This window comes from Corallococcus silvisoli (assembly GCF_009909145.1).
Lineage (GTDB): Bacteria > Myxococcota > Myxococcia > Myxococcales > Myxococcaceae > Corallococcus > Corallococcus silvisoli.
Map to the genome: position 1 here is coordinate 300,879 of NZ_JAAAPJ010000011.1, position 20,775 is coordinate 321,653.

Genomic DNA, 20,775 nt, shown 5'->3' on the forward strand with positions numbered 1-20,775 from the left:
AGGGTGTGGCAGTGCCAGGTGGAAACGGGACCGGCGCCAGACAATGACAGCCAGGGCCCGTGAACATTGTTTGCCACGAACATATTTTTCTAGCAATACCGGCAAATCAATTTATCTCCAGGTATATATAGACACCCAGTTGGAGCACAAATGACACCGTGTCTGCCTTTGCGAAAACTTGAGAAACCCCCGCACGCGGTGTCCGGGGTTGACGGACCTGGAGGCAGGGTCGCCGCCCAGGGGGGCGGGCGGGGGGATGGGCGTCACAGTGGACAGCGCCCGCCCTGATGGGGTTGGTTCGGCCCGCCCCGCTGTTGAGGGGAGGACCCATGGCCTCTGTCACTCCGCGCTACGCCCACCCGTTCCTACCCGTGACCCGTGCCGACATGCAGGCTCGGGGGTGGGAGCAGTGCGACATCATCATCGTGAGCGGCGACGCCTACGTGGACCACCCGGCGTTCGGCCCGGTGCTCATCGCCCGCTTCCTGGAGGGACGGGGCTTCAAGGTGGGCATCATCCCCCAGCCGGACTGGCACTCGGCGGAGCCCTTCAAGGCGCTGGGCAAGCCCCGGCTCTTCTTCGGGGTGGCCGCGGGCAACCTGGACTCGATGCTCAACCGGCTGACGGCCCAGAAGAAGAACCGCTCGGAGGACCAGTACAGCCCGGGCGGGCGCACCAACTGCCGGCCGGACCGGGCCTCCATCGTCTACGCGCAGCGCTGCCGCGAGGCCTTCCCGGAGGCGCCGGTCGTGCTGGGAGGCATCGAGGCCAGCCTGCGCCGCATCGCGCACTTCGACTACTGGAGCGAGAAGGTGCGCCGCTCCATCCTCTTCGACGCCAAGGCGGACCTGCTGGTGTTCGGCATGGGCGAGCGGCCCATCTGGGAGATCGCCGACCGGCTGAACCGGGGCGAGCGCATCGAGGACCTGAAGGACATCCGGGGCACCGCGCACCTCATCAACGACGCGGCGATGAAGGCGATTGAAGCGGACCCGGCGAAGCGCGCGGCGGACCGCGACAAGGTGGTGGTGCTGCCCTCCTACGAGGAGGTGGTGGCGGACACGCGCGCCTTCGCGGTGATGAGCCGGGACTTCCAACTGGAGACCAACCCCGGCAACGCGCGCGCCATCGCGCAGCGCCACGGCAACCGGGCCATCTACATGAACCCGCCCGCCCGGCCGCTGGAGGATGGCGCGGGACAGAAGCCCGGCGACACGGCCACGGTGGCGATGGACGAGCTGTACGACCTGAAGCTCAACCGCGTGCCGCACCCGATGTACACCGAGCGCATCCCGGCCTACGAGACGGTGAAGCACTCGGTGGTCTTGATGCGCGGGTGTTTTGGCGGCTGCACCTTCTGCTCCATCACGGAGCACGAGGGGCGCGTCATCCAGAGCCGCTCCGCGCAGAGCGTGCTGCGCGAGGTGCGCGAGGTGCGGCGCATGGGGGACTTCCGGGGGACCATCACGGACCTGGGGGGCCCCACGGCGAACATGTACAAGCTCAAGTGCAAGAGCGAGGACATCGAGAGCCGCTGCCGCAAGCTGTCGTGCGTCCACCCGGGCGTGTGCGAGAACCTCCAGACGGACCACGGCCCGCTCATCTCGCTGATGCGCCAGGTGCGCGAGGAGCCGGGCATCAAGCACGTCTTCATCGCGAGCGGCGTGCGGTATGACCTGGCCGAGCGCTCGCCGGAGTACGTGAAGGAGCTGGCGGCGCACCACGTGGGCGGCCAGCTGTCCGTGGCGCCGGAGCATGTCTCGCCGCGCGTGCTGGAGAAGATGAAGAAGCCCGGCATCGAGAGCTTCGAGCGCTTCCAGAACATGTTCGCGTGCGCCAGCGAGGACGCGGGCAAGGAGCAGTACGACATCGCCTACTTCATCAGCGGCCACCCCGGCTCCACGCTGGAGGACATGGTGATGCTGGCCCAGTGGCTGAAGGAGAAGGGCAAGCGGCCCCGGCAGGTGCAGGACTTCATCCCCACGCCCATGTCGGTGGCGACGGCCATGTATTACACGGGGCTGGATCCGCTGAAGATGGAGCCCGTGTACACGGCGAAGGGCCTGCGCGAGAAGCGGCTGCAGAAGGCGCTGCTGCTCTACTGGAACCCGGAGCACTGGCCGCTGGCGCGTGAAGCGCTGCGGCTCGCCGGGCGCGAGGACCTCATCGGCCGGGGGCCGAACGCGCTGGTGCCGCCGGAGTCCGCCGCGGAGGCCGCGCGCCTGCGCCGGACAGCGGGGGGCGACGCCGAGGAGGGGCTGGCGACCAACGCGTGGCCCCGGCCGGTGCAGCCTCGGCCGTCGGGACCGCGCGGAGGCCGCACGCCGCGTCCGGGCTCGCGCGGACGTGCGTGAGGCGAGGCCCCCGGCTTTCTCTCCGGGGGTGGGCTCGGGTATAGGGTGCGCCGCCTCTATTTGAGCGGCCACACCGCCGGAGCCAGACACCCATGCCCAGGACTTCCCAGGAGCAGTCGCAGGAGCGCCACGCGTTCCTGCTCGACCTCTTCCGCAACCAGCCCGACCTGAGCCGCCAGGACGCCCTGGACAGCTTCAAGGACCGCTTCAACGCGACCATCAACCTGCGCACGTTCAACGAGCTGCGCGAGCAGGCGAAGAAGGAGCTGGCCTCTGGCGCTCACGCGCCGGTCGCCGTCAAGGAGGAGCCGGAGGTGGAGGCCCAGGACGAGCGCTCCGAGGTGATGTCCGAGGACGTGGGGGCCCTGCTCAAGGCGGCGGCGACGCCGGAGCCGCACACGGGCGCGGCGCCCGCGAAGAAGCCGAAGGCCAAGGGCCCGGGCTCGCGCAACGTCTTCGTGGACGCGTCGCAGGAGCAGCTCCAGTTCCTGGAGCGCGTGGTGATGCAGCTCCAGGAGGCGGGTGCGGCCAATGTGCGCATCGACCACGCCACCGACCGGTGGATGGTGCTCGTGGTGGACTCCAAGTAGTCCCCGCCGTCCGACAGTCCGCGCCTGACCGGAAGGTCCGCCTCCCCCACCGGGAGCGCGGACCTTGTCGTTCCGGCACGCCGCCCGCGCGGGTTGGACTCACCCCGTCGGGCGTTCATCGCCAGACGCGGGCCTCGCTCCGTCTGTTCGGGAGCACGAGCCCCGCCGCTTTCGGGCGGGCAATCCGGGCGCGGGCCGGGTGAGATGGGGCCATGACGCGTGCCCCTCCCCTCCTCCTCGCCCTCGCGCTGTCCACGGGTTGTGCCGGCAGACAGGCCCCCGCTCCCTCCGAGGTGAGGACCTGGACCGCGACGCTGTACCAGGACCACCCGCTGGTCGGGCGCATCTGGGACGTGGCGGGAGGCCGCTTCGTGGACGAGAGCGCCCTGCGCGCGGCGGTGATCCCCGCGCGGTTCGTGCTCTTGGGGGAGCGGCATGACCAGCCGGACCACCACCGGCTCCAGGCGGAGTTGGTGCGCGCGAAGACGGACGCGGGACAGCACCCGGCCCTCGCCTTCGAGATGCTGGACGTCACGCAGCAGCCCGCCGTGGACGCGGCGCTGAGGGAACATCCGGAGGACGTGGCGGGTCTGGCGAAGGCGGTGGACTGGGACCACGGAGGCTGGCCCGCGTTCAGCCTCTACCAGCCCGTGTTCAGCGCGGGGCTCCAGGCCCACCTGCCCATCATCGCCGCCAACCTCCCCCGCGCGCAGGTGCGCGAGCTGGTGATGAAGGGACCGGAGGCACTCCCCGCCGACCTGCGCGCCCGCCTGGAGTTGGATGCCCCCGTTCCGGAAGCGGAGGCGAAGGCCGTCCGTGAGGAGTTGGACCGCTCCCACTGTGGCCAGCTCCCTGCACGGATGCTGGAGCCCATGGCGCTAGCGCAGCGAGCGCGCGACGCGATGATGGCCGACCGGCTGCTGGAGACCGTGCCCGCCGACGGCGCGGTGCTCATCACCGGCAATGGGCACGTCCGCGAGGACCGGGCCGTCCCCGCCCACCTGGAGCGCCGCGCGAAGGACGTCACGGTGCTGAGCGTCGCGCTGCTGGAGGTGTCACCTGAAGCCCTGACGCCTCAGGACTACGCGGCCCTCGCCGGTGCCTCTTCCCTGCCCTACGACTACGTGTGGTTCACCCCCGCGTTGCCAGAAGACGACCCGTGCAAGGAGTTGCGGCAGCGCAACGCGAAGCCAAAGGAGTAGGCCCTCCTCGCGTCGGCCGAAGTGACAGTGTCACCAGGGGCGGCATCCCGGAGCGGGCCGCGAGCCCCTATGGTGGCGTCCATGCTCTGTCCCGCCTGTACCGAGTTCCGCGCCGCCGACCCGGGCCCCGTGTGCCCGGTGTGCGGTGCCACCCTCGTGCCCGCCGCTGGCCAGCACCTGGATGACTTCGTGCGGGCCTTGATGCTCCGACAGGTCGAGCGCTGGCACTTCGACGGGCTGCTGGACCCCGCGACCGCGAACCGCCTGGAGGCGTCCCTCCTCGACATCCCGGAGCGCGCCGTCGCCGAGCCTGAACCGCTCGCGCCCCCTGCCGTGCCAGCCGTGGAGGACTCCCCGGTCGACCCGGCGGCGCGCGTGGAGGCCTGGGCGGATGGCGTCGCCACGTCGCTGCGTCGCACGGGCGGGTGGCGGCTGGGGTGGCTTGGCACGCTCGCGCGCTCGCTGGACGAAACCGCGCGGCTGGAGCGTGAGCAGGAGGCGCGGCGGCGAGCGGCGGCGCGGAAGGCCCTCGACGACCGCGACGCCTCCCGTGCTGACCAGGAGGCCCAGCGGACCGCTTCGAGAGCGACCTCGGAGGATGACGAGGACTCCTCCAGCGAGGAGGACCTGGGCTCCGCGCTGGGGTCGGGGCAGGCGATGTTCGCGCGGGGGCACCTGGACTCGCTGGGCGGCAGCGGCCTGGAGGCGGTGATCGCCCTGGATGAAGGCGACAGCGCGCCCCGCGTCAATGAATACATCTGGTGGTTCCTCGGCGCGGTGCTGGTGTTGGGCGGCTCGCTCATGGGGGTCCGCGAGGCGTGGCGGGCGCTCGGAGGCGTGCCCCGGCAGTTGATCGTCTCGGGCGCGCTGCTGGGCTACCACGCGGCCTTCATCGGACTGGGGACGTTCCTGGCGCGGCGCTCGCTGTCGGCCGGGCGCATCCTCGCGAGCATCGGGCTCGCGTTGCTGCCCGTGGTGTTCGTCGCGCTGTCCGCGCTGGTGGGGCTGACGCCTCGGGTGGGCGTCCCCGTCGCGCTCGGGGTCGCCGCGGTCGCGCTGCTTCCGTTGAGGGCCGCGGGGCGGCTGTTGCATGGGACGAGCGCCGTGTCCCTCGCGGTGGCGCTGTTTCCCTCGCTCCTGGCGGGGCTCCTGTTGATGCGCGGCGACGACGCGCCCTGGCTTCGCGTGCTGTGCGCGTTCGCGGGCGTGTTCGCGCTGGCGGCCACGGAGTGGCGAGCGCGGGCGGTGGCGCCTGGCATGGCGACCCTGGTGAACATGGGCGCCGCGCTCTATGGCGCACTCTGGCTCGCGGTCTTCTGCGTGGCGAGCGGGCCTTCGGGGTTCGACGCGCTGGAGCCGGGCAGCCCCCTGTTCGCGGGCCTCACCCTCTGGGCGGTGGCGCTGGGCGCGGTGGTGGCCGGGGCCGCGTCCTCCTCCGCCGTTCGCGCCGCCTTTCCACGCGCGGGTCCCGTGTTCGAGACGCTGGCGCACGCGGTGGTCGCCAGTGGCGCGCTCGCGGGGGCACTCGGCGCGCTCTCAGGTGTCCCGGGCGATGACCGCTCGGTGGACGTCACTTCCGTCTGCGCGCCCGTGATGGCCGCGCTCGTCTTCTTCATCCTGGAGCCCCGTCGCCGGGCCCTCGTGCACCCGGGCGTCCTGGCGTCGCTGCTCTCCGGGGCGCTGCTCGCGCGGACGCTGGCTCCCGATGAGCCGGCGTGGGCGTGCTTCGGCGTCGCGGCGGTGGCGGCCGGGCTGATGCTGCTGGCGCGAGTGACGTCCGCCAGCGGCCCGCGCATGCGGCTGCTCGCGTGGGGCGTCGTGGTCTCGCTCGCGGCGATGCCCGCCTTCACCGCGCTGGACTGGCGCTGGGGCGTGGGCAGCCCCTGGCCCAGGGCGCTCGCGGGAGGGCTCATCGCGATCTCGGCCCACCTCGCGGGGGGATGGCGGTGGAGGGGCCTCCACACCCTGGGCGGCGGCGCCCTGCTCTTCGGCGCGCTCGCGGCCGTCGCGGGGACACCGTCGCTCGCCTCCAGCGCGGCGAGCCTCGCCGTCCTCGCGCTCGCCGCGGCGCTCTATGGCCTCGGTGGCCGCATGCAGTCCGCGTGGCACGGCGGCACCGACTCGTTCCAGCCCTTGAAGGACCTGTCGCTGGTCATCGCCGCGCTCGGGGTGGTGCGGGCCCTGGGCGTCCTGCCCGCGTTGCCAGACATGCTCCTGCCGTTCGCGGGGCCCCATGCCGCGGTGCTCGCCTGCGCGCCCACCGCGCTGATCACGGCGGTGTTGCTGCTCCGCGTGAGGAGCGACGGAAGCCGGCTCGTGAGTTTCCTCGCGGCCTCTGGACTCATGGTCACGGTGGCGCAGGTCACGGGCACGGTCTCCGACTTCACCTCGGCGAGGGCCGCCCTCGTGGCCGCGGCCCTGGGGTTGGCCTTCGCGGTCCTCGTGATGGCGCGTGGCTCCCCCTCCGAGGACGCGCCCAAGGCGCAGGGCCGGCGGTTGCTGGGCATCCTCCCCCTGCCGTTTGGCGCACGGGGCCGGCCTCTCTTCACGGATGGCTTCGCGGGCGCGGCGCTCGTGCAGGCCGTCTTCGCGACCCTCGTGCTGTTCCAGTGGATCCCCACGCCCGTCGCCGCCGAGCGGCCGGCGTTCCTCCTCGCCGGAGGACTGCTCACGGCGGGCGCGCTGGTGGCGTTCGTGTCGCGCGGCTTCGTGGCGTTCCGCCTGCGAGGGTCGGTGGGGACGCTCGCCGTGGGTGGAGGCTTCATCGCGCTCACCGCGATCATCAACCGCGCGGGCCGCCCCCTTCCGCCCGACGTCAGCGCGTGGCGACTGCCCCTCATCGGCGTCGCGCTCTGGGCCGTGGCGCTGGCGACGCGACGCGCGGGGCCGTGGGTCGGCCGGCTCCTGGAGAACCCCCGGCACGGGCCGCTCTACCACGCGGTGCCCCACCTGGGCGTGGCCGCGCTCGCCGGGGTCCTCCTGCGCTCCGCCATCCAGGTCGGCCTTCCGGATCCCTCGCGTGCGCTGGGCGTGGTGCCGCCGCTGCTGGCGCTGGGCCCCGCGCTGCTGGTGCTGCTGCTCGCGGCCTCGTTCCGCTCACGTGCCCTGGCTCACGCGGGCCTCCTGCTGGGGCTTCCCGGTGCCGCGCTCTGGGCCGCGCAGCAGTCGCCCTTCGGCGCTTCGCTGGTGGCGCTGCTGCCGCCCGACGGACAATGGGCCCGCGCCACGGCGGTCCAGCTCCTGGGCCCTTCGCTGGAATGGCTCCATCCAGAGGCGTGGCTCCCACCGGGGAGCACGCGCTTCCTCGTGTGGCAGCGGGCCTTCGCGGGCATCGCCGCCGCAGGGCTCGTCTATGCCGCGAGCGCGGGCGCGGTGGCTCGCATGGGCTCGTGGCGGGCCTTCTTCCGCCGCATCCTCGGACTGGGCACCGACGACCTCCACGCCCCCTTCCTCCGAGCCCTGCACCGGGCGGCCCTCACGGCGGTGACGCTGGTGGTGGCCGCGGCGCTCTTGCAGCCTGGACTCCACGCCGCGGGGCTCGTCCTCGCCACGGGAGCGGCGCTGTTCCTCGGAGGCGCGCGCGGCCCGGGGCGCGGCGTCCTGGGCGTCGGACTGCTGCTGCTCGTCCATGCGCAGGCGCACCTGGTGCCGAGCCTCGCGGCGTGGCCGGGCCCCACACTCGCGCTGATGGGGCTCGCGGTGGTGAGCCTCGCGCCCTGGATCGCCCGGCGGCGAGGAGCCGACCCAGGCAGGACCCGGCTGCGCTCCCAGCTGGCCGCGCTGCCCTGCTTCCTGGCGGCGACCGTGTACACGCTGGCCGTGACCGGGGACACCTCCTCGACGATGGCGGTCCCCGTCCTCGTGTGGCGCATGGCGCAGGGCCTGGATGGGACGTGGATGGTGTCCTTCGCGTTCCCCATGACGCTCGCGCTCGTCGCCGCGACGCTCCTCGTCGCGGCGTTCCAGTGGAAGGGAGCGCTCTCCGGGTTCATCGCCGGAATCGCCACGATGGCGGCGGGAGGCGCGGTCGTCTCCGCGCGCATGGCGTCGCTCGTGACCAGCCCGAGCCCCACGGCGTACCGGGACCTCTTCACCCTGTCCGGCGCCGCGCTGGCCCTGGTCGCGGCAGGGAGCGCGCTGGCCCTCCACATCGCCCGCCGTTCGACGTCGCGGCGACGGAGCGATGTCGCGGGCGGGATGGGCTGGGGGCGCGACGTGTGGCTGGTGGCGACCGGCGTGCTGCTCGCGGCTGTCGCCCTGGGAGGCCGCGCGACGGAGGAGGCGCTGCCCCTGGCACTCGCGGCCATCGGGCTCGCGGTCGGCGTGTCCCTGCACGCCGCGTGGCGCGAGCACACGGGACGACACGTGTACTTCGTGCAGGTCTCGGTGGTGGGCATCTACGCGCTGGTGCGCGGCCTGTACGCCCAGGGCCTGCGCCCCGAGCATGACGCGCTCTTCGCCCTGTCCCTGGGCTTCGCGCTGGTGGGCGTGACGGTGCTGGCGCGCAGGGCGGGCGTGCAGCCCGTGGAGCGCGCGACCCGGCGCTTCGCGGCGCTCCTGCCCATCGCGATGGCGTGGCTCCTCCCAGGCGACGCGACGGGCGAGGCCGCCCTGCTCGCGGGAGGCTCGGGCCTGTTGTACGCGGCGCTCGGCGCGGTGGAGCGCAGCCGGATGTTCGGCGCGTTCGCGGCGGCGGCCTGCAACCTGGCGCTGCTCATCGCCGCGCTCACCTTCGGCCTGGAGGGCCTGGAGGTGTACCTGTCGCCGCTCGGCCTGCTGCTCCTGATGCTGGGACAGTTGTTCACGTCGAGCCTGCCGCACGCGGCCCGCAACACGGTGCGCATCCTCGGCGGCCTGCTGCTGTACGTCCCCGCGGCGGCGAAGCTGGCGACCCGGCTGGGCGCGTCAACGGATGGGACCTACGCGCTCGTCTTCGGCGCCGTGTGTCTGTTGGGGGTCGCGGTGGGAATGGCCCTGCGGATCCGCGCCTATCTGGCGCTGGGGACGCTCTTCCTCATCCTGGATGTCATCGCCAACCTGCTGGACGCAGGCTTGAGGGACCACCGCGTCGGCTTCCTGGTGATGACCCTCACCGGCCTCTCCATCGTGGGCGGCCGCGTGATGGCGACCCTCAAACGTCAGGAGTGGGAGCGCCTGCTGCGGCGGGTGCGCGTCCAACTCCGCGGCTGGGATTGAAAGACATCTGGCCTTGCACAGTATCAACGAGGCCTGACAGTCCGCCAAGGATGCGGCGGGTCGGCAGACCGGGCCCTGCCGACCCAAGACTCACATCCCGAGACTTTTCCATGGCAAACCGTCCCAGAAATGACACCCAATCCCATCCGCGACACAGCGTCGATTTGGATTGAGTTTCATGGAAACTTTCGCGTAATCAATGCCCATCCGGAATTCCGGATTGGCTGTTACCCAAACAGCCCTGTCCTACAACTTGAGAGGATGACATGTCGATCCATGCGTGGCGCTGGAGCGCCGTGGTGCTGATGGCGTTGACGGGCTGTGCCGTGGAGCCGCAAGAGGCGGCGCCCGGGCAGGAGGAGCTGCAGGTCCTGGAGCAGCAGACGCAGAAACTCTCCCCACCCACCGGGTGTACCGAGATCACGATGGGCGCCCTGTCCAATGGCATCCAGCTGACGCCCGTGATGTACGGGGCCCAGCCGACCTATCAGGGTGCCTTTGGCTCGTTCGGGGACCCGGCGGTGGTGGACACGGCGAACATCCGGCTGGACGTGAACACGGCGCCGGGCCTGCACAATCTGGCCACGGGCGGCGGCAACCTCTTCAACTGCGAGCAATGCGTCTTCGGCTATCAGGACGAGGGGGCCTCGAGCGAGAAGCTGTTCGTCGCGGACTCCGGCTCGCTGCTCCTGGCGCTCAAGGTGTCGCCGCAGGAGACGGTGGGCGCGATCTACAACGTGACGCTGCGCGAGGCCGCGTACGCGCCGCCGTACTACGCGCCCTACTGGGGCAGCGCCGTGGTGCCCGGTGGGGAGTGCAAGTGGATCCGCTTCGCCACCTGGAACACGGTGCGGACGGACGGCTGCGATCCCCGCCAGGGCTCGCTGACGGCGAACCTGCCGGGTCACACCTGCGTGGCCGCGAACTACCTGGCGGATGACGGCACGCTGGAGAAGTCGCAGGGCACCAAGGTCCAGGGCGCGGCGTGCACCTCCACGCCGCCGACGACGACCCCGGGGCTGGCGACGACGGACTGCGCGCAGGGCTACGCGTGCTCGGACCTGTTCACGGACGACCGGCAGTGCCTGAAGACGTGCGACCCGATGGCGGCGGTCCCCGGCTGCCCCAGCGGCACCGTCTGCGGCGTCTACGGCCTGTGCATCGAGCAGTCCGTGCTGGAGCCCATCGGCTTCGCCTTCGACCCCGCCCTCATCGGTGAGACGTGCACCCTGGGCTTCGCCGAGTTCTGCGGCGTCGAGGGCGCGCGTGGCGCCTGCGTCGACCTGGGCCGTACGGGCCACGGCACCTGCCTGCGCTATGCGCGCGCCCGCTCCGAGTGCGGCGCGGGCGAGGAGCTGGGCTACATCGGGTACCCGCTCTCCGGCGGCGGCTACGACCGCACCACCGGTTGGTGCTACCCCGACGGTTTGTGAGCCGGGCGCGTACCCTGGGGGAGGTCCAGCCCCCAGGGCACGCGGCGTCGCTGTCCGTTGGGCGCGGGCTGGGATTTCATGCATCGTTTTCCGGCCCGTGGGCTCTCCGGAAGCGTGAACATGTCCCCCAGCGTCCTGCCTGTCTGGTTCCTGCTGCTGCTGCCCGCGACGGTGGGGGCCGCGCCGCCTGTTTCCTCGAAGCCCGCGCCCATCCGGGCCGCGAGCGTGGAGTCAGACGTGGAGCGCTACGCGCGGCGGTGCCAATCCCAGACAGCCCACCGCATCGCGAGGCCCCAGGGCACCATGCTGTGGGGCACCAAGCGCTCCTGGGACCCCGACAAGCCGACCGACGAGCGCACCAGCGTGCTCGTCTCCGTGGCGCTGGCGTCCCCACGACAGGCGGAGGCCGGAGTGAAGGCCCTGCGCTTCGATGGAGGGCGCCTGTGGGCGGTTCCTCCACCCGAGGCCGGGGCGACGGCGAGCGACGTCGTCGGCACCGTGCTCCAGGGCACCGCCAGCGACGGCAAGCCCGTGGAGGTGGCCATCTGCGGCGCCGAGCCCGCTCCCGAAGAGCCGGGGCGGGTCTTCTACCGCATCGAGGCGTGGAACGCGGTGGCGCGGGAGTGGGAGAACCCCTGCGTCGCGCTGGACCGGGTGCCCGCGCCCCGGGCCCTCGCGGTCGGCGGCGTCTGGGATTCCAGCGGCGCGCACGTCGACGCGGCGGACCAGATCACCTTCGCCTGTGAGAACGGCGCCATCACCAAGTGCATCGTCTGGGGTTACGCGCCCTGGGCCTCGCGCAACGGGCAGTCGCTGGCCGGGCTCCACCAGGCGTGCACCCGGCTGGCGCGCGCGGACTATTGCGGCAACGGCCGCAGCCACACGCACCAGGACACCACCATCGACATCTATGACCGGCTCGGCGTGCTCGAGCAGGCGACGGAGGCGACCCGGGAATGGGACCCGTCGAAGGCCTCCTTCGAGGCGGCGTGGGCCCCGGACGGGGCGACCTGTCTGGCCCGCACGCGCGACGGCCGCGCTTTGGAGACGCTGCTCCAGGAGTGCCCCGACCGCTTCCGGGCCGACCCCGGCGACGCTCCGGAAGCGGTGGAGCGCTGCACCGTGCGCCGCGTGGGCGTGAAGTCCGGGGCCGAGCTGCTGCGCAACCTGTCCTACGGGCCGCCGAAGCCCGCCGCGCCGCCAGCCCGGGAGCCGTAGCGTCAGCCCTCCGGCGGAGGCGGCTCGCGCTTCTCCCCCAAGAGCTGGCTGAGGGTCAGGTCCAGCTGGCTGTCCACGAAGGCGAGGAAGCTCTGGAAGCCTTCGGTGGTGAGGCCCAGCTGCTCCTGCAGGCGCCGGCGCGTCTCGTCGTGGACCTGCTGCTGCGCCCGCTTCAACCAGCGGGAGATGGTGGACTGGTTGACGCGGAAGAGCGGGGCCATCTCATACGTCGAGAGCCTGTCCGCGAAGTGGAGGCGGAGCAGATGGCGGTCCTCGTCCGAGAGCGTGGCGGCGGCCTCGCGCACGGCCTGGAGGAAGGCCGCGTGGTGGCGGCGCTTCATCACGTCCAGCTCCGGGTCCAGGCCCTGCCCCGGCAAGACCTTGAAGAGCTCCTCCGCGTCGTCATCCGGCGCGGGCTTCTCCTGGGCGCGCAGCTTGTTCGCGATGCGCCCCGCGATGACGACCACCCAGCTCATCAGCCCGCCGCGCCCCGTGTAGTCGCCGATGCTGGGCGTGGTGCCCGCGGCGGCGACGAGGAGCTTCACGCGCACGCGCTGGCGGACCTCGTCAATCACCGCGTCGGATTGCTTGAGGCTGCGCAGCCGCTCCGGCAGCCGGGACAGGTAGTGCCGCTCGAACGCCTCGTGCGCGGAGGCAAGGCCCAGGAGGCACGCGCACGCCAGGTACAGCTCCTGGAGCGACAGGCCCTCGACGAGCGGCGCGACGGGGCTCGTGGGGCTCGCCGCGGGCAGGTGCTCGGCCAGGTGGCTCACGAATCGGGTGGCGGGGAGTTCGACGCCCGGCCAGCGCGCGCGCGCGTCCTCCCAGGCGCGCAGGAGCAGGGCATCGAGCGCCGCGAGGTCCTCCGGCGAGGGAGGCACGAAGCGCGTCTTCGTGTGCGCGAGGAGGTTCGCGGCCAGTCCGGCGGGCACCTGAGCCATGCGAAGGGCCATACCACGCACCCGGGCTGGCCCCCAACGCGCGCCCGGCCCGTGGACCGTGCCATTGAAGCATGGCCGCCGCATGGCTAGCGTGAAGGCCCCGACTCCGTGAGCGCGCCCCCTTCCAGTTGCCTGACCGACGAGGTCCTGGTCGAGCTTCTTGAAAACCTGCTGCCGGATGACGCGCTGGCGCGGGTGCACCGACATGCCGCCGGGTGCACCGCGTGCCGCACCCTCATCGCCACGCTGACGCCCGGCATCCAGCGCTCGGAGGTGGAGGACTCGGGGCCCGGGCCCGCTGACAGCGCCCCCGAGGCGGCGGGGAGCTGGACGCCGCCGGAGTCCTTCGACGCGTTCCGGCTCGAGCGGCTGATTGGCCGGGGCGGGATGGGCATCGTCTACCTCGCGCACGACACCTCGCTGGACCGGCGCGTGGCGGTGAAGTTCATGGCCCCGGGCCAGCCTGATGCCCGGTTCCGCGAGCTCTTCACGACCGAGGCCCGGGCGCTCGCGCGGACGCAGCACGCCAACATCGTCAGCGTGTTCAGCGTCGGAGAGGTGGACGGCCATCCGTACATCGTCTCCGAGTACGTCGTCGGGGAGACGCTCGCGGAGCTGCCGCTGCCCGTGCCCTGGCGCCGGGTCCTGTCGCTGGGCGTGGGACTGGCGCGGGGGCTCGCGGCGGCGCACCGCCAGGGCGTCCTCCACCGGGACCTCAAACCCTCCAACGCGCTCGTCACCCCCGAGGGGGAGGTGAAGCTGCTCGACTTCGGTCTGGCCGAGCGCTTCGACGTGAGCGGGGAGCAGGCGTCGGGCTCACCGCAGCTCGTGGGCACCCTGCCCTATCTGGCGCCGGAGGTCCTGGCGGGAGGTCCAGCGACCGCGCGCAGCGACCTGTACGCCCTGGGCCTCGTCCTCCACGAGCTGTGCACGGGGCAGGTGCCGCTGCGCGCCTCTCGCCTTCCCGGGGAGACGCCGCCCCGCGCCGCGCCGGGCCCGGACGTGGATCCGGACTTCGCCGCGCTCATCCTGCGCTGCCTCGCGGTGGATCCGCTCGAGCGCTTCGGGTCGGTGGAGGCGCTGGGCGAGGCGCTGGAGCAGCTGGAGCGGGCCCTCGCGCCCGTGCCCATGGCGGCCGGCAATCCCTACCGGGGCCTCGCGCCCTTCGCGGCGGAGCACCGGGCGCTCTTCTTCGGACGCGAGGGCGACATCCGCGCCGTGCTGGAGCGCCTTCGCACGCGCACGCTCGTCCTCGTCGCCGGGGAGTCGGGGACGGGCAAGTCCTCGCTGTGCCGCGCGGGCGTGCTGCCCCGGGTGGCGGCGGGAGCGTTGGACGACGGACAGGGGTCGCGCATCGTCACGCTGTGGCCCGGACACCGTCCGCTCGAGGCGCTGGCCGCCGCGCTCGCGCCGGTGCTGGGCCGAGGGGAGGCCGAGGTCGCCACCGTCCTCACGCAGACTCCGGCCTCGCTCGGGCGCGCGCTGCGGGAGACGCATGCCCGGGGGCGGGGCCTGCTGCTCTTCGTGGATCAGCTCGAGGAGTTGCTGACGCTCTCCGACCCCGGACAGGCGGCGCACTTCGCGCGGCTGATGGCGGAGCTGGCGCTGCCGTCGGCCGGGGTGCACGTGCTGCTGGCGGTGCGGGGGGACTTCCTCACGCGCCTGTGCGCGCTTCCAGGCCTGGGCGACGAGGCCGAACGGGCGCTCTACGTGCTCAGGCCGCTGTCGTCCGAAGGGGTGCGCGAAGCCATCGTCGGGCCGGCCCGCGCCCGGGGCGTGGCCTTCGAGTCCCCGGAGCTGGTCCAGGCGCTCGTCGCGTCCACCGCGCAAGGCGTGGGCAGCCTCCCGCTGCTCCAGTTCGCGCTCGCCGAGCTGTGGGAGCGCAGGGACCCGGCCCGGGGCCGCATCACGCGCGCCGCGCTCGATGCCATGGGAGGGGTGGCGGGAGCGCTGTCCCGGCACGCCGATGGGGTGCTCGCGCGCATGAGGCCCGCGGAGCACGCGGCGGCCCGGCGCTTGTTGCTCCAGCTGGTGACGGCGGAAGGCACGCGCATCGAGCGCGGAATCGAGGACCTGACCGACGCGGGTGACGAGTCCTCACGCGCGGCCCTGCGCATGCTTGTCGAGGGCCGGCTCTTGCACACGCGCACCGCGAACGGGCTGCCGCGGTGGGAGATCGCCCACGAGTCGCTGATCGAGAGCTGGGGCACGCTGCGCGACTGGCTGGATGACGACATCGGGCACCGCGTGCTGCGCAAGCGCGTGGAAGCGGCCAGCACCGAGTGGGAGCGCCTGCACCGCACCCACGAGGCCCTGTGGGGGCAGCGGCAGCTGGATGAGGTGCGGCTGCTCGACGCCTCCACGCTGGGGGGCCGGGACCAGGCGTTCCTGCGCGCGTCCCACCGCGCCGTGAGGAGAGCCCGCTGGCGGCGGGGCCTCACCGTGTTCTTCCTCGCGCTCGCCGTCCTCGCGACCCATGGGGGCCTCCGGCTCCAGGCGTACCTGGAGGACGCGGGCTTCATCGCCGCGGAGCTCGACACGGCGCGAGAGGCGCTTGCTTCGGGACGCGGCCTCGCGAGCCGGGCCCTCGCGAGCCGCGAGGAGTCCCTGGCGATGTTCGACGGCAAGGCGCCCTCCTCCCTGGGCCCCGAGACCGCCACGGGGCCCGCGGGCCTCAGAAGCGCCGCGGAGAAGCGCTGGACCGAGACGCTGGCCCTGAGGGATCAGGCGGAGGCGGCCCTCACGCGTGCCAGCCGGAGCCTGGAGCGGGGGCTCGATCGCGACCGCCACCACCTCGCCACGCGGCAGCTCATCGCGGAGGTCCTGGCCGAGCGGGTCCAGCTCGCGGAGGCCTTCCACCAGCGCCGCGAACGCGACGAGTGGTTGCGCCGGTTGGAGCAGGAGGTGGACGCCTCCAAGCAAGGCGGGGAGTTGCTGGAGCGGCTGCGGGCACCGGCGGAGGTGGAGTTCACGAGCACGCCTCCGGGCGCGCAGGTGGCCGTCGAGCGGTACATCCCAGGCGAAGGGCCGCTGCACCGCGAGCCCGTCACGGCGCGAGGCCCTCGGCTGGTCCTCCCGGAGGGCTCCTACCTGCTCCATGTCACGCAGCCGGGGCGCGTGCCGGTGACGCTGCCTGTGTCCCTGATGCATGGAGCCCGCGAAGCCCTGCGCCTCACGCTGCCCACGCAGGTGCCCGAGGGCGCGGTCTACATCCCACCGGGGTGCTTCCTGTTGGGCAGCGCCGAACCGGAGGCGGTGCGCAGGTTCTCCTTCAGCCCGCCCATGCACCGCTATTGCCTCGCGGAGGGGTATCTGATTGGCCGGACCGAGGTGACCTTCGGTGACTGGCTGACCTACCTGGAGGACCTGCCGCCCAGCGCGCCCGCGCGGCGGATCCTCGAGCAGCCGCACTTTGGCGACGGTGGGGCCATCACCTTGCGGTGGCACCCGGGCACGGGCTGGGTCTTCACCTTCTACCGGACCCGGGAGGAGTTCCGCGCGGCGAAGGAAGAGGAGCCGCTGGTCTACGCGGAGCGGACACGGCGAGGCAGCGTCGACTGGAAGCGGCTGCCCCTGTCCGGCGTCTCCGCCCAGGACCTGGAGGGCTATCTCTACTGGCTCCACCGGACGAAGCGGCTGCCGGGGGCGCGGCTCTGCGGCCAGCATGAATGGGAGTACGCGGCCCGGGGCGCGGATGGGCGGCGCTACCCGCATGGTGACTCACTCCAGTCCGACGACGCCAACATCGACGCGACGTATGACCGGCGACCCCGGGCCTTCGGCCCCGACGCGGTGGGAGAGCACCCCGCGTCGGTGAGCCCCTTCGGGCTGGAGGACATGGCAGGCAATGCCTATGAGCTCACGCGCTCGGTGACGCCGGAGTTCGGCAGCGTCGTCCTGAGGGGAGGCTCCTGGTATTACGACTCCTTCGTCGCGGCCAGCGCCGACCTCTCCCCCGGTGACGCGACCGCGAGGGATGTCAGGATTGGCGTGCGCGTCTGTGCTTCATTCGAACCGCATTGAGGGGACGGGGGCTCAGCCCGTCACGAACAAGCGGCTCGGGCAGCCGTCGTAGTCGATGGTGCGGTCGAGCCGCATCCCAAGCCGCTCCACCACGCGCAGGGACGCCGTGTTGTCCGGGTGGATGATGGCCACCAGGGGGACGTCCGGGAGGTGCTTCGCGGCCAGCGCCAGGGCGAAGCGGGAGACCTCGGTTGCATAGCCGGCGCCCCAGGTCTGGGGAGCGAAGCGGTAGGCGAGGTTCAGCACCCGCTGCCCCTCGAGCTCCTTGTGGCGCACACCGCCGAGTCCGACGACGACGCCGGGCGCATCCAGCCGCTCCACCAGCCAGTAGCCGACGCCCTCGCGCGCCCAGTCCTCCAGCCACAGCCCCAAGGTCTTCCGCGCGTCGTCCAGCGTGCGCATGTATCCGGCGCGGCTGAACCGGTTCGTCGCCGGGTCCGAGTGGAGCGCGAACACCGCCTCCAGGTCATTTGCGCTCACCGCGCGGAGCAGCAGCCGTTCGGTCGTCGCGCGCTCGAAGTCCTGAATCATGGCCGGCAGCTTGCGCGAAGCCGTCGTCCCAGGCGAGCACACACGCCACGTACGGCAGGTGAAGCCCCCGATTCATCTCACCGAGGAGATGCGAACCAGTCCCAGTCCTCCGCGGCGAGGGGCAGCTCCTGGCTCCAGCGGCGCCACGCCAGCACCTCCGCGCGCCATGCATCCACTCCACCCCGGAGCGGCCAGGCGCGTGAGACAGCTCCCTGGGCGGACCGCGTGAAGTTGAGCAGCAGCATGCGGTTGACGCGCTCGACGACCGCCGGCGTCGCTCCGGCGCGCAGTTGGAAGTCCGCGCTGAACAGGGCGCCCTCCTCCCGGACGGAGCTCTCCGGGCGCGCTGCGGGGATGAACGGCCACAACCCCAGCAGAGGGGGCTCCACGCCCTCCAGCAGCGCCGCGTGCACCCGGTCGTGTCCGTCCAGCACCAGCCACTTCGCCAGGATGTCCACGTAGAGCAGGAGCGTGGGCGGCAACGTCCCGTCCTTCGCGCGCTTGCGCCAGCTCTTCACCCGGCCGTCATCGCTGGCCGACGGCGCACGGAGCGCGAGCACGGCCCCCGGTCGCTGCGCCGGCAGCGTCTCCCACCAGTCCTCGTTCCAGGCCCCGCTGAAGCGCGGCACGGCGTCCAGGGAGTGCGGCGGCTGTAGCGGCTGACCGAACCTCCACTCCATGGGCGAGACGGGGTGGCGCTCCGCCTTGTCGGCGGAGATGGCGCGCACGGGGCTCAGACACCAGCGTCCCGCGTGGAGCACCGGCGAAGGCGCCTCCACGAGCGTGCGCGCCAGCCGCCATCCCCAGGCTTCCCACCAACCCTCGGAACCCGGGGCCTGCGTCACGGCGCGGACGTCGGGCGCGGTCAGCGGAGGAAGGCTCCAAGGCGCGTGCGTCTTCCCACGAAGGAAGACGGCTCGGTCCCACCACGTGTCGATGCGGGCCCAGAGCAGCGGCTGTCCCCCGCTCATCAAGCGGAGCCGGTAGTCCGAAGCCGCTTCCAGGTGCAGGGCAGGCCGCGCTCGCCAGGGCCCCGTCGCGGGCACTTCCAACAACAGCCCAGGGCCAGGAGTCTCCAGCCCCCAGCTCCGGAAGTCATCGACCCCGATGGAGACACCTGGATGCACGCGCCACCCTCCTCGCTGCCGCCTGGACTGCACAAGGCATCCAGAGCGTAGTGCTTTCGACCGCACGCCGGGCGAGCGTCCATGCACGTCCGCCCGCCCCCCTCTGCCACCCAGCGGGACCCAGCCCCACCTTTGGTCAGGAGGTGAACCCGTCATGGCGGACAGGCTTGTCGACAAGCAGCACCAGCACGAGCGGCAGCAGGAGCGCGACCGGCTGAGGGAGGAGGAGCAGAAGGACCTGGCCGTGGAATCCCACCGTGGGTCACGCCCCCTGGAGGGCTACGCGGGGGGCCACACCACCTGGACGGCCGACCAGGACGACAAGGCCGCGGCCCGCGTGCATGCGGGAGACGCCGAGGCCTCCCAGGAGGCCACGGAGCGGCAGGCCCGGCTGGAACCCGAGCCCCCATCCTTCGACGAGGGCGACGAGGAGCCCGGGCCCCGACGCGAATAGTCGGCGGTCTCAGGGCGCGCAGTAACGCAGCGCCCGGAGAGTGTAGGGCTCCGGAGGATTGCCGGTCGCGGTCATGAGCAGCGCGCCCATCCACTGACCCGGCAGTTCCTGCATCATCACCCAGTCCGATTGTCGGTGCATCGGCATCGAGACGCCGCCTGGAGTCCAGTCCGTCACGACACCCGACGGACTCAGCCCCCAGAGCCGGCCCTCACAGTTGAAGTACGAGTCCAGACCCGCCACGGGCAGAAAGCGCATGGAGATCCAGGCCACCTGGAGTCCCCGCGATGTCATCGTGGCCCAAACCGCTGGCGAGTCACCAGGAGTCGTGGTGGTCACGGTCTCGGGGACACCCCCATCGAAGAGGTCTTGGATCTGCTGGATCCGGAAGTTGGGGCCCGGAATCTCTCGCAGGAGCACCATCGGTTCACCCGAGTCCGCCCCGCCCGCCGCGGGCGCCATCACCAGTTGGGCGGCAATGTAATGCCCCACCGTCAGCATGCGCTCCTCCCCCACGGGCAACAGGTTCCGGTCGTAGCGCCGCAGCCGGATGCGCGATTCGGAGCCCCCAAGCCCGAACTCCACCGCCATCGCAAGAAAGCCTCCATCTTTCAGACCCAGGGCGCGCGGCGAGAACGACAACAAGGTGCCGTACGCCTCATCCTTCCGAAAGAGGACCTGCGGTTCGGTCAGGGCCTGACCGTCCGCGTCCACGAGGCGGGTCAGGAGATCTATAGAATTGAGGCCAAAGTTGGCATTCGAGCTCCAGATCACCATTCCCCGGTCCCGATCCACCGACGCGGCCACCTGGGCATTGATGTAGGACGCGGGTTGATCGAAGACAGTCACCCCCGGAGGCTGAGTGGTGGGCTCCCCCTGCTCATTGAGTGGAAGCAGGCGCCCCTGAGAGGACCATAGGGTCGAGTCCATCACGACGTAGAACAGAGCCGGCCCGCGCGACGTACGCACCAACCGGGCCACACTGGCAGTCGTGCTGCTGCCCGTCTCGAACTGGATAATCGTCGTCCGTGCCACTGCCAGGGCTGTGTCGAGCCGCAGCACCTGGAGCTGTCCCGGACGGTCGGACACGACCACCAGGAAGCCCCCCTCCACGGGAAGGCTGTCCACCATGTTCTCGTCGGAACTCCACGCCATCGGCGTGACCTCCGTCCAAGTCGCCGGGTCCGTCACCCCGTCACAGTCGTTGTCCAATCCGTCGCAGCGCGTCTCCGTCGCCTCGTAGTCCGCGCCATACGAGCGCGCCGTGCACACCGGCGCATACTCGCCAGCCACCATCGCCCGCCGTGCCCCGGCGCATACGCCCAGGGTCCGCTCACACGGTGCGGCCTCCGCCACGCCGCTGTCCGCTGTCCCCGCGTCCTCCACCACGCCGCTATCCGGTGGCCCTCCATCCTGCGTCACGCCCGCATCCGCCCCTGCATCCGCTACGGGCTCCACCGGCTTCGTCGAGGAACCACACCCCACCAACAGCAGGGCCAACACCCAGGATCTCATCCGCGATCGCATGTTCCCCTCTCCGCCACGCGGCACCCGCTGTTCGCCATCGCCTGCAATACCAAACGACTCATCATGATTCTCGAGCGGTTCAGAGGAAAGGCAAGCACGGGCGGTGGAAGGAAGGGGCAGGAGCTCGCGTGAGACCCTTCGAGAATTGCGATTGGTCATTCAGGCGCACGCGCACCCGG

Annotated in this window: 12 protein-coding genes; 8 read left to right on the forward strand and 4 right to left on the reverse strand. The window is 71.9% G+C overall.

Annotated features, from left to right (window positions below; translation table 11 throughout):
- Positions 1-329: 329 nt before the first annotated feature.
- From GTY96_RS23265 to GTY96_RS23290, 6 genes are all read left to right on the forward strand, one after another.
- Positions 330-2,354 (forward strand): YgiQ family radical SAM protein, encoded by a 2,025-nt coding sequence (locus tag GTY96_RS23265; RefSeq protein WP_143906708.1) that lies wholly within the window; start codon positions 330-332, stop codon positions 2,352-2,354.
- Between the two features lie 92 nt (positions 2,355-2,446).
- Entirely contained in the window at positions 2,447-2,944 is a 498-nt protein-coding gene (locus tag GTY96_RS23270) for a hypothetical protein (protein ID WP_161665840.1), read from the forward strand.
- Positions 2,945-3,156: 212 nt separating this feature from the next.
- Entirely contained in the window at positions 3,157-4,146 is a 990-nt protein-coding gene (locus GTY96_RS23275) for a ChaN family lipoprotein (RefSeq protein WP_161665841.1), read from the forward strand.
- Positions 4,147-4,227: 81 nt separating this feature from the next.
- The gene (locus tag GTY96_RS23280) at positions 4,228-9,342 is read left to right on the forward strand and encodes a hypothetical protein (RefSeq protein ID WP_235685785.1); all 5,115 of its coding nucleotides are present in this window, start codon (positions 4,228-4,230) and stop codon (positions 9,340-9,342) included.
- Positions 9,343-9,608: 266 nt separating this feature from the next.
- Positions 9,609-10,775 (forward strand): hypothetical protein, encoded by a 1,167-nt coding sequence (locus tag GTY96_RS23285; protein WP_143906701.1) that lies wholly within the window; start codon positions 9,609-9,611, stop codon positions 10,773-10,775.
- 120 nt (positions 10,776-10,895) lie between these two features.
- On the forward strand, positions 10,896-11,993 hold the full coding sequence (locus GTY96_RS23290) for an ADYC domain-containing protein (RefSeq protein ID WP_161665843.1): 1,098 nt from the start codon (positions 10,896-10,898) through the stop codon (positions 11,991-11,993).
- 2 nt (positions 11,994-11,995) lie between these two features.
- Here GTY96_RS23290 and GTY96_RS23295 read toward each other — a convergent pair whose 3' ends face one another.
- Entirely contained in the window at positions 11,996-12,934 is a 939-nt protein-coding gene (locus tag GTY96_RS23295) for a sigma-70 family RNA polymerase sigma factor (protein ID WP_143906697.1), read from the reverse strand.
- 108 nt (positions 12,935-13,042) lie between these two features.
- On the opposite strand from GTY96_RS23295, the gene GTY96_RS23300 reads away from it, so the two are divergent.
- On the forward strand, positions 13,043-16,957 hold the full coding sequence (locus GTY96_RS23300; protein ID WP_161665844.1) for an nSTAND1 domain-containing NTPase: 3,915 nt from the start codon (positions 13,043-13,045) through the stop codon (positions 16,955-16,957).
- A 12-nt stretch (positions 16,958-16,969) separates the two neighbouring features.
- On the opposite strand, the gene GTY96_RS23305 is transcribed toward GTY96_RS23300, so the two are convergent.
- Both GTY96_RS23305 and GTY96_RS23310 read right to left on the reverse strand, forming a co-directional pair.
- Positions 16,970-17,488 carry a GNAT family N-acetyltransferase gene (locus tag GTY96_RS23305; protein ID WP_161665845.1) on the reverse strand — a complete coding sequence of 173 codons (519 nt, stop codon included), beginning with the start codon at positions 17,486-17,488 and terminating at the stop codon, positions 16,970-16,972.
- Between the two features lie 77 nt (positions 17,489-17,565).
- Positions 17,566-18,615 (reverse strand): hypothetical protein, encoded by a 1,050-nt coding sequence (locus GTY96_RS23310; protein WP_161665846.1) that lies wholly within the window; start codon positions 18,613-18,615, stop codon positions 17,566-17,568.
- A 154-nt stretch (positions 18,616-18,769) separates the two neighbouring features.
- On the opposite strand from GTY96_RS23310, the gene GTY96_RS23315 reads away from it, so the two are divergent.
- Positions 18,770-19,069, forward strand: coding sequence for a hypothetical protein (locus GTY96_RS23315; protein ID WP_143906689.1), 300 nt, complete (start codon positions 18,770-18,772; stop codon positions 19,067-19,069).
- A 9-nt stretch (positions 19,070-19,078) separates the two neighbouring features.
- Here the strand turns inward: GTY96_RS23315 and GTY96_RS23320 are convergent, their stop codons facing one another.
- Positions 19,079-20,572, reverse strand: a complete 1,494-nt coding sequence (locus tag GTY96_RS23320; RefSeq protein WP_161665847.1) for a putative metal-binding motif-containing protein — start codon at positions 20,570-20,572, stop codon at positions 19,079-19,081.
- Positions 20,573-20,775 lie beyond the last annotated feature (203 nt).

What these genes read in the sequence shown, in the direction of transcription:
- GTY96_RS23265 (WP_143906708.1), top strand. Translation starts at nt 330, where the DNA reads ATGGCCTCTGTCACTCCGCGCTACGCCCACCCGTTCCTACCCGTGACC.
- GTY96_RS23280 (WP_235685785.1), top strand. Translation starts at nt 4,228, where the DNA reads ATGCTCTGTCCCGCCTGTACCGAGTTCCGCGCCGCCGACCCGGGCCCC.
- GTY96_RS23290 (WP_161665843.1), top strand. Translation starts at nt 10,896, where the DNA reads ATGTCCCCCAGCGTCCTGCCTGTCTGGTTCCTGCTGCTGCTGCCCGCG.
- GTY96_RS23315 (WP_143906689.1), top strand. Translation starts at nt 18,770, where the DNA reads ATGGCGGACAGGCTTGTCGACAAGCAGCACCAGCACGAGCGGCAGCAG.
- GTY96_RS23295 (WP_143906697.1), bottom strand. Translation starts at nt 12,934, where the DNA reads ATGGCTCAGGTGCCCGCCGGACTGGCCGCGAACCTCCTCGCGCACACG.
- GTY96_RS23275 (WP_161665841.1), top strand. Translation starts at nt 3,157, where the DNA reads ATGACGCGTGCCCCTCCCCTCCTCCTCGCCCTCGCGCTGTCCACGGGT.
- GTY96_RS23305 (WP_161665845.1), bottom strand. Translation starts at nt 17,488, where the DNA reads ATGATTCAGGACTTCGAGCGCGCGACGACCGAACGGCTGCTGCTCCGC.
- GTY96_RS23270 (WP_161665840.1), top strand. Translation starts at nt 2,447, where the DNA reads ATGCCCAGGACTTCCCAGGAGCAGTCGCAGGAGCGCCACGCGTTCCTG.
- GTY96_RS23285 (WP_143906701.1), top strand. Translation starts at nt 9,609, where the DNA reads ATGTCGATCCATGCGTGGCGCTGGAGCGCCGTGGTGCTGATGGCGTTG.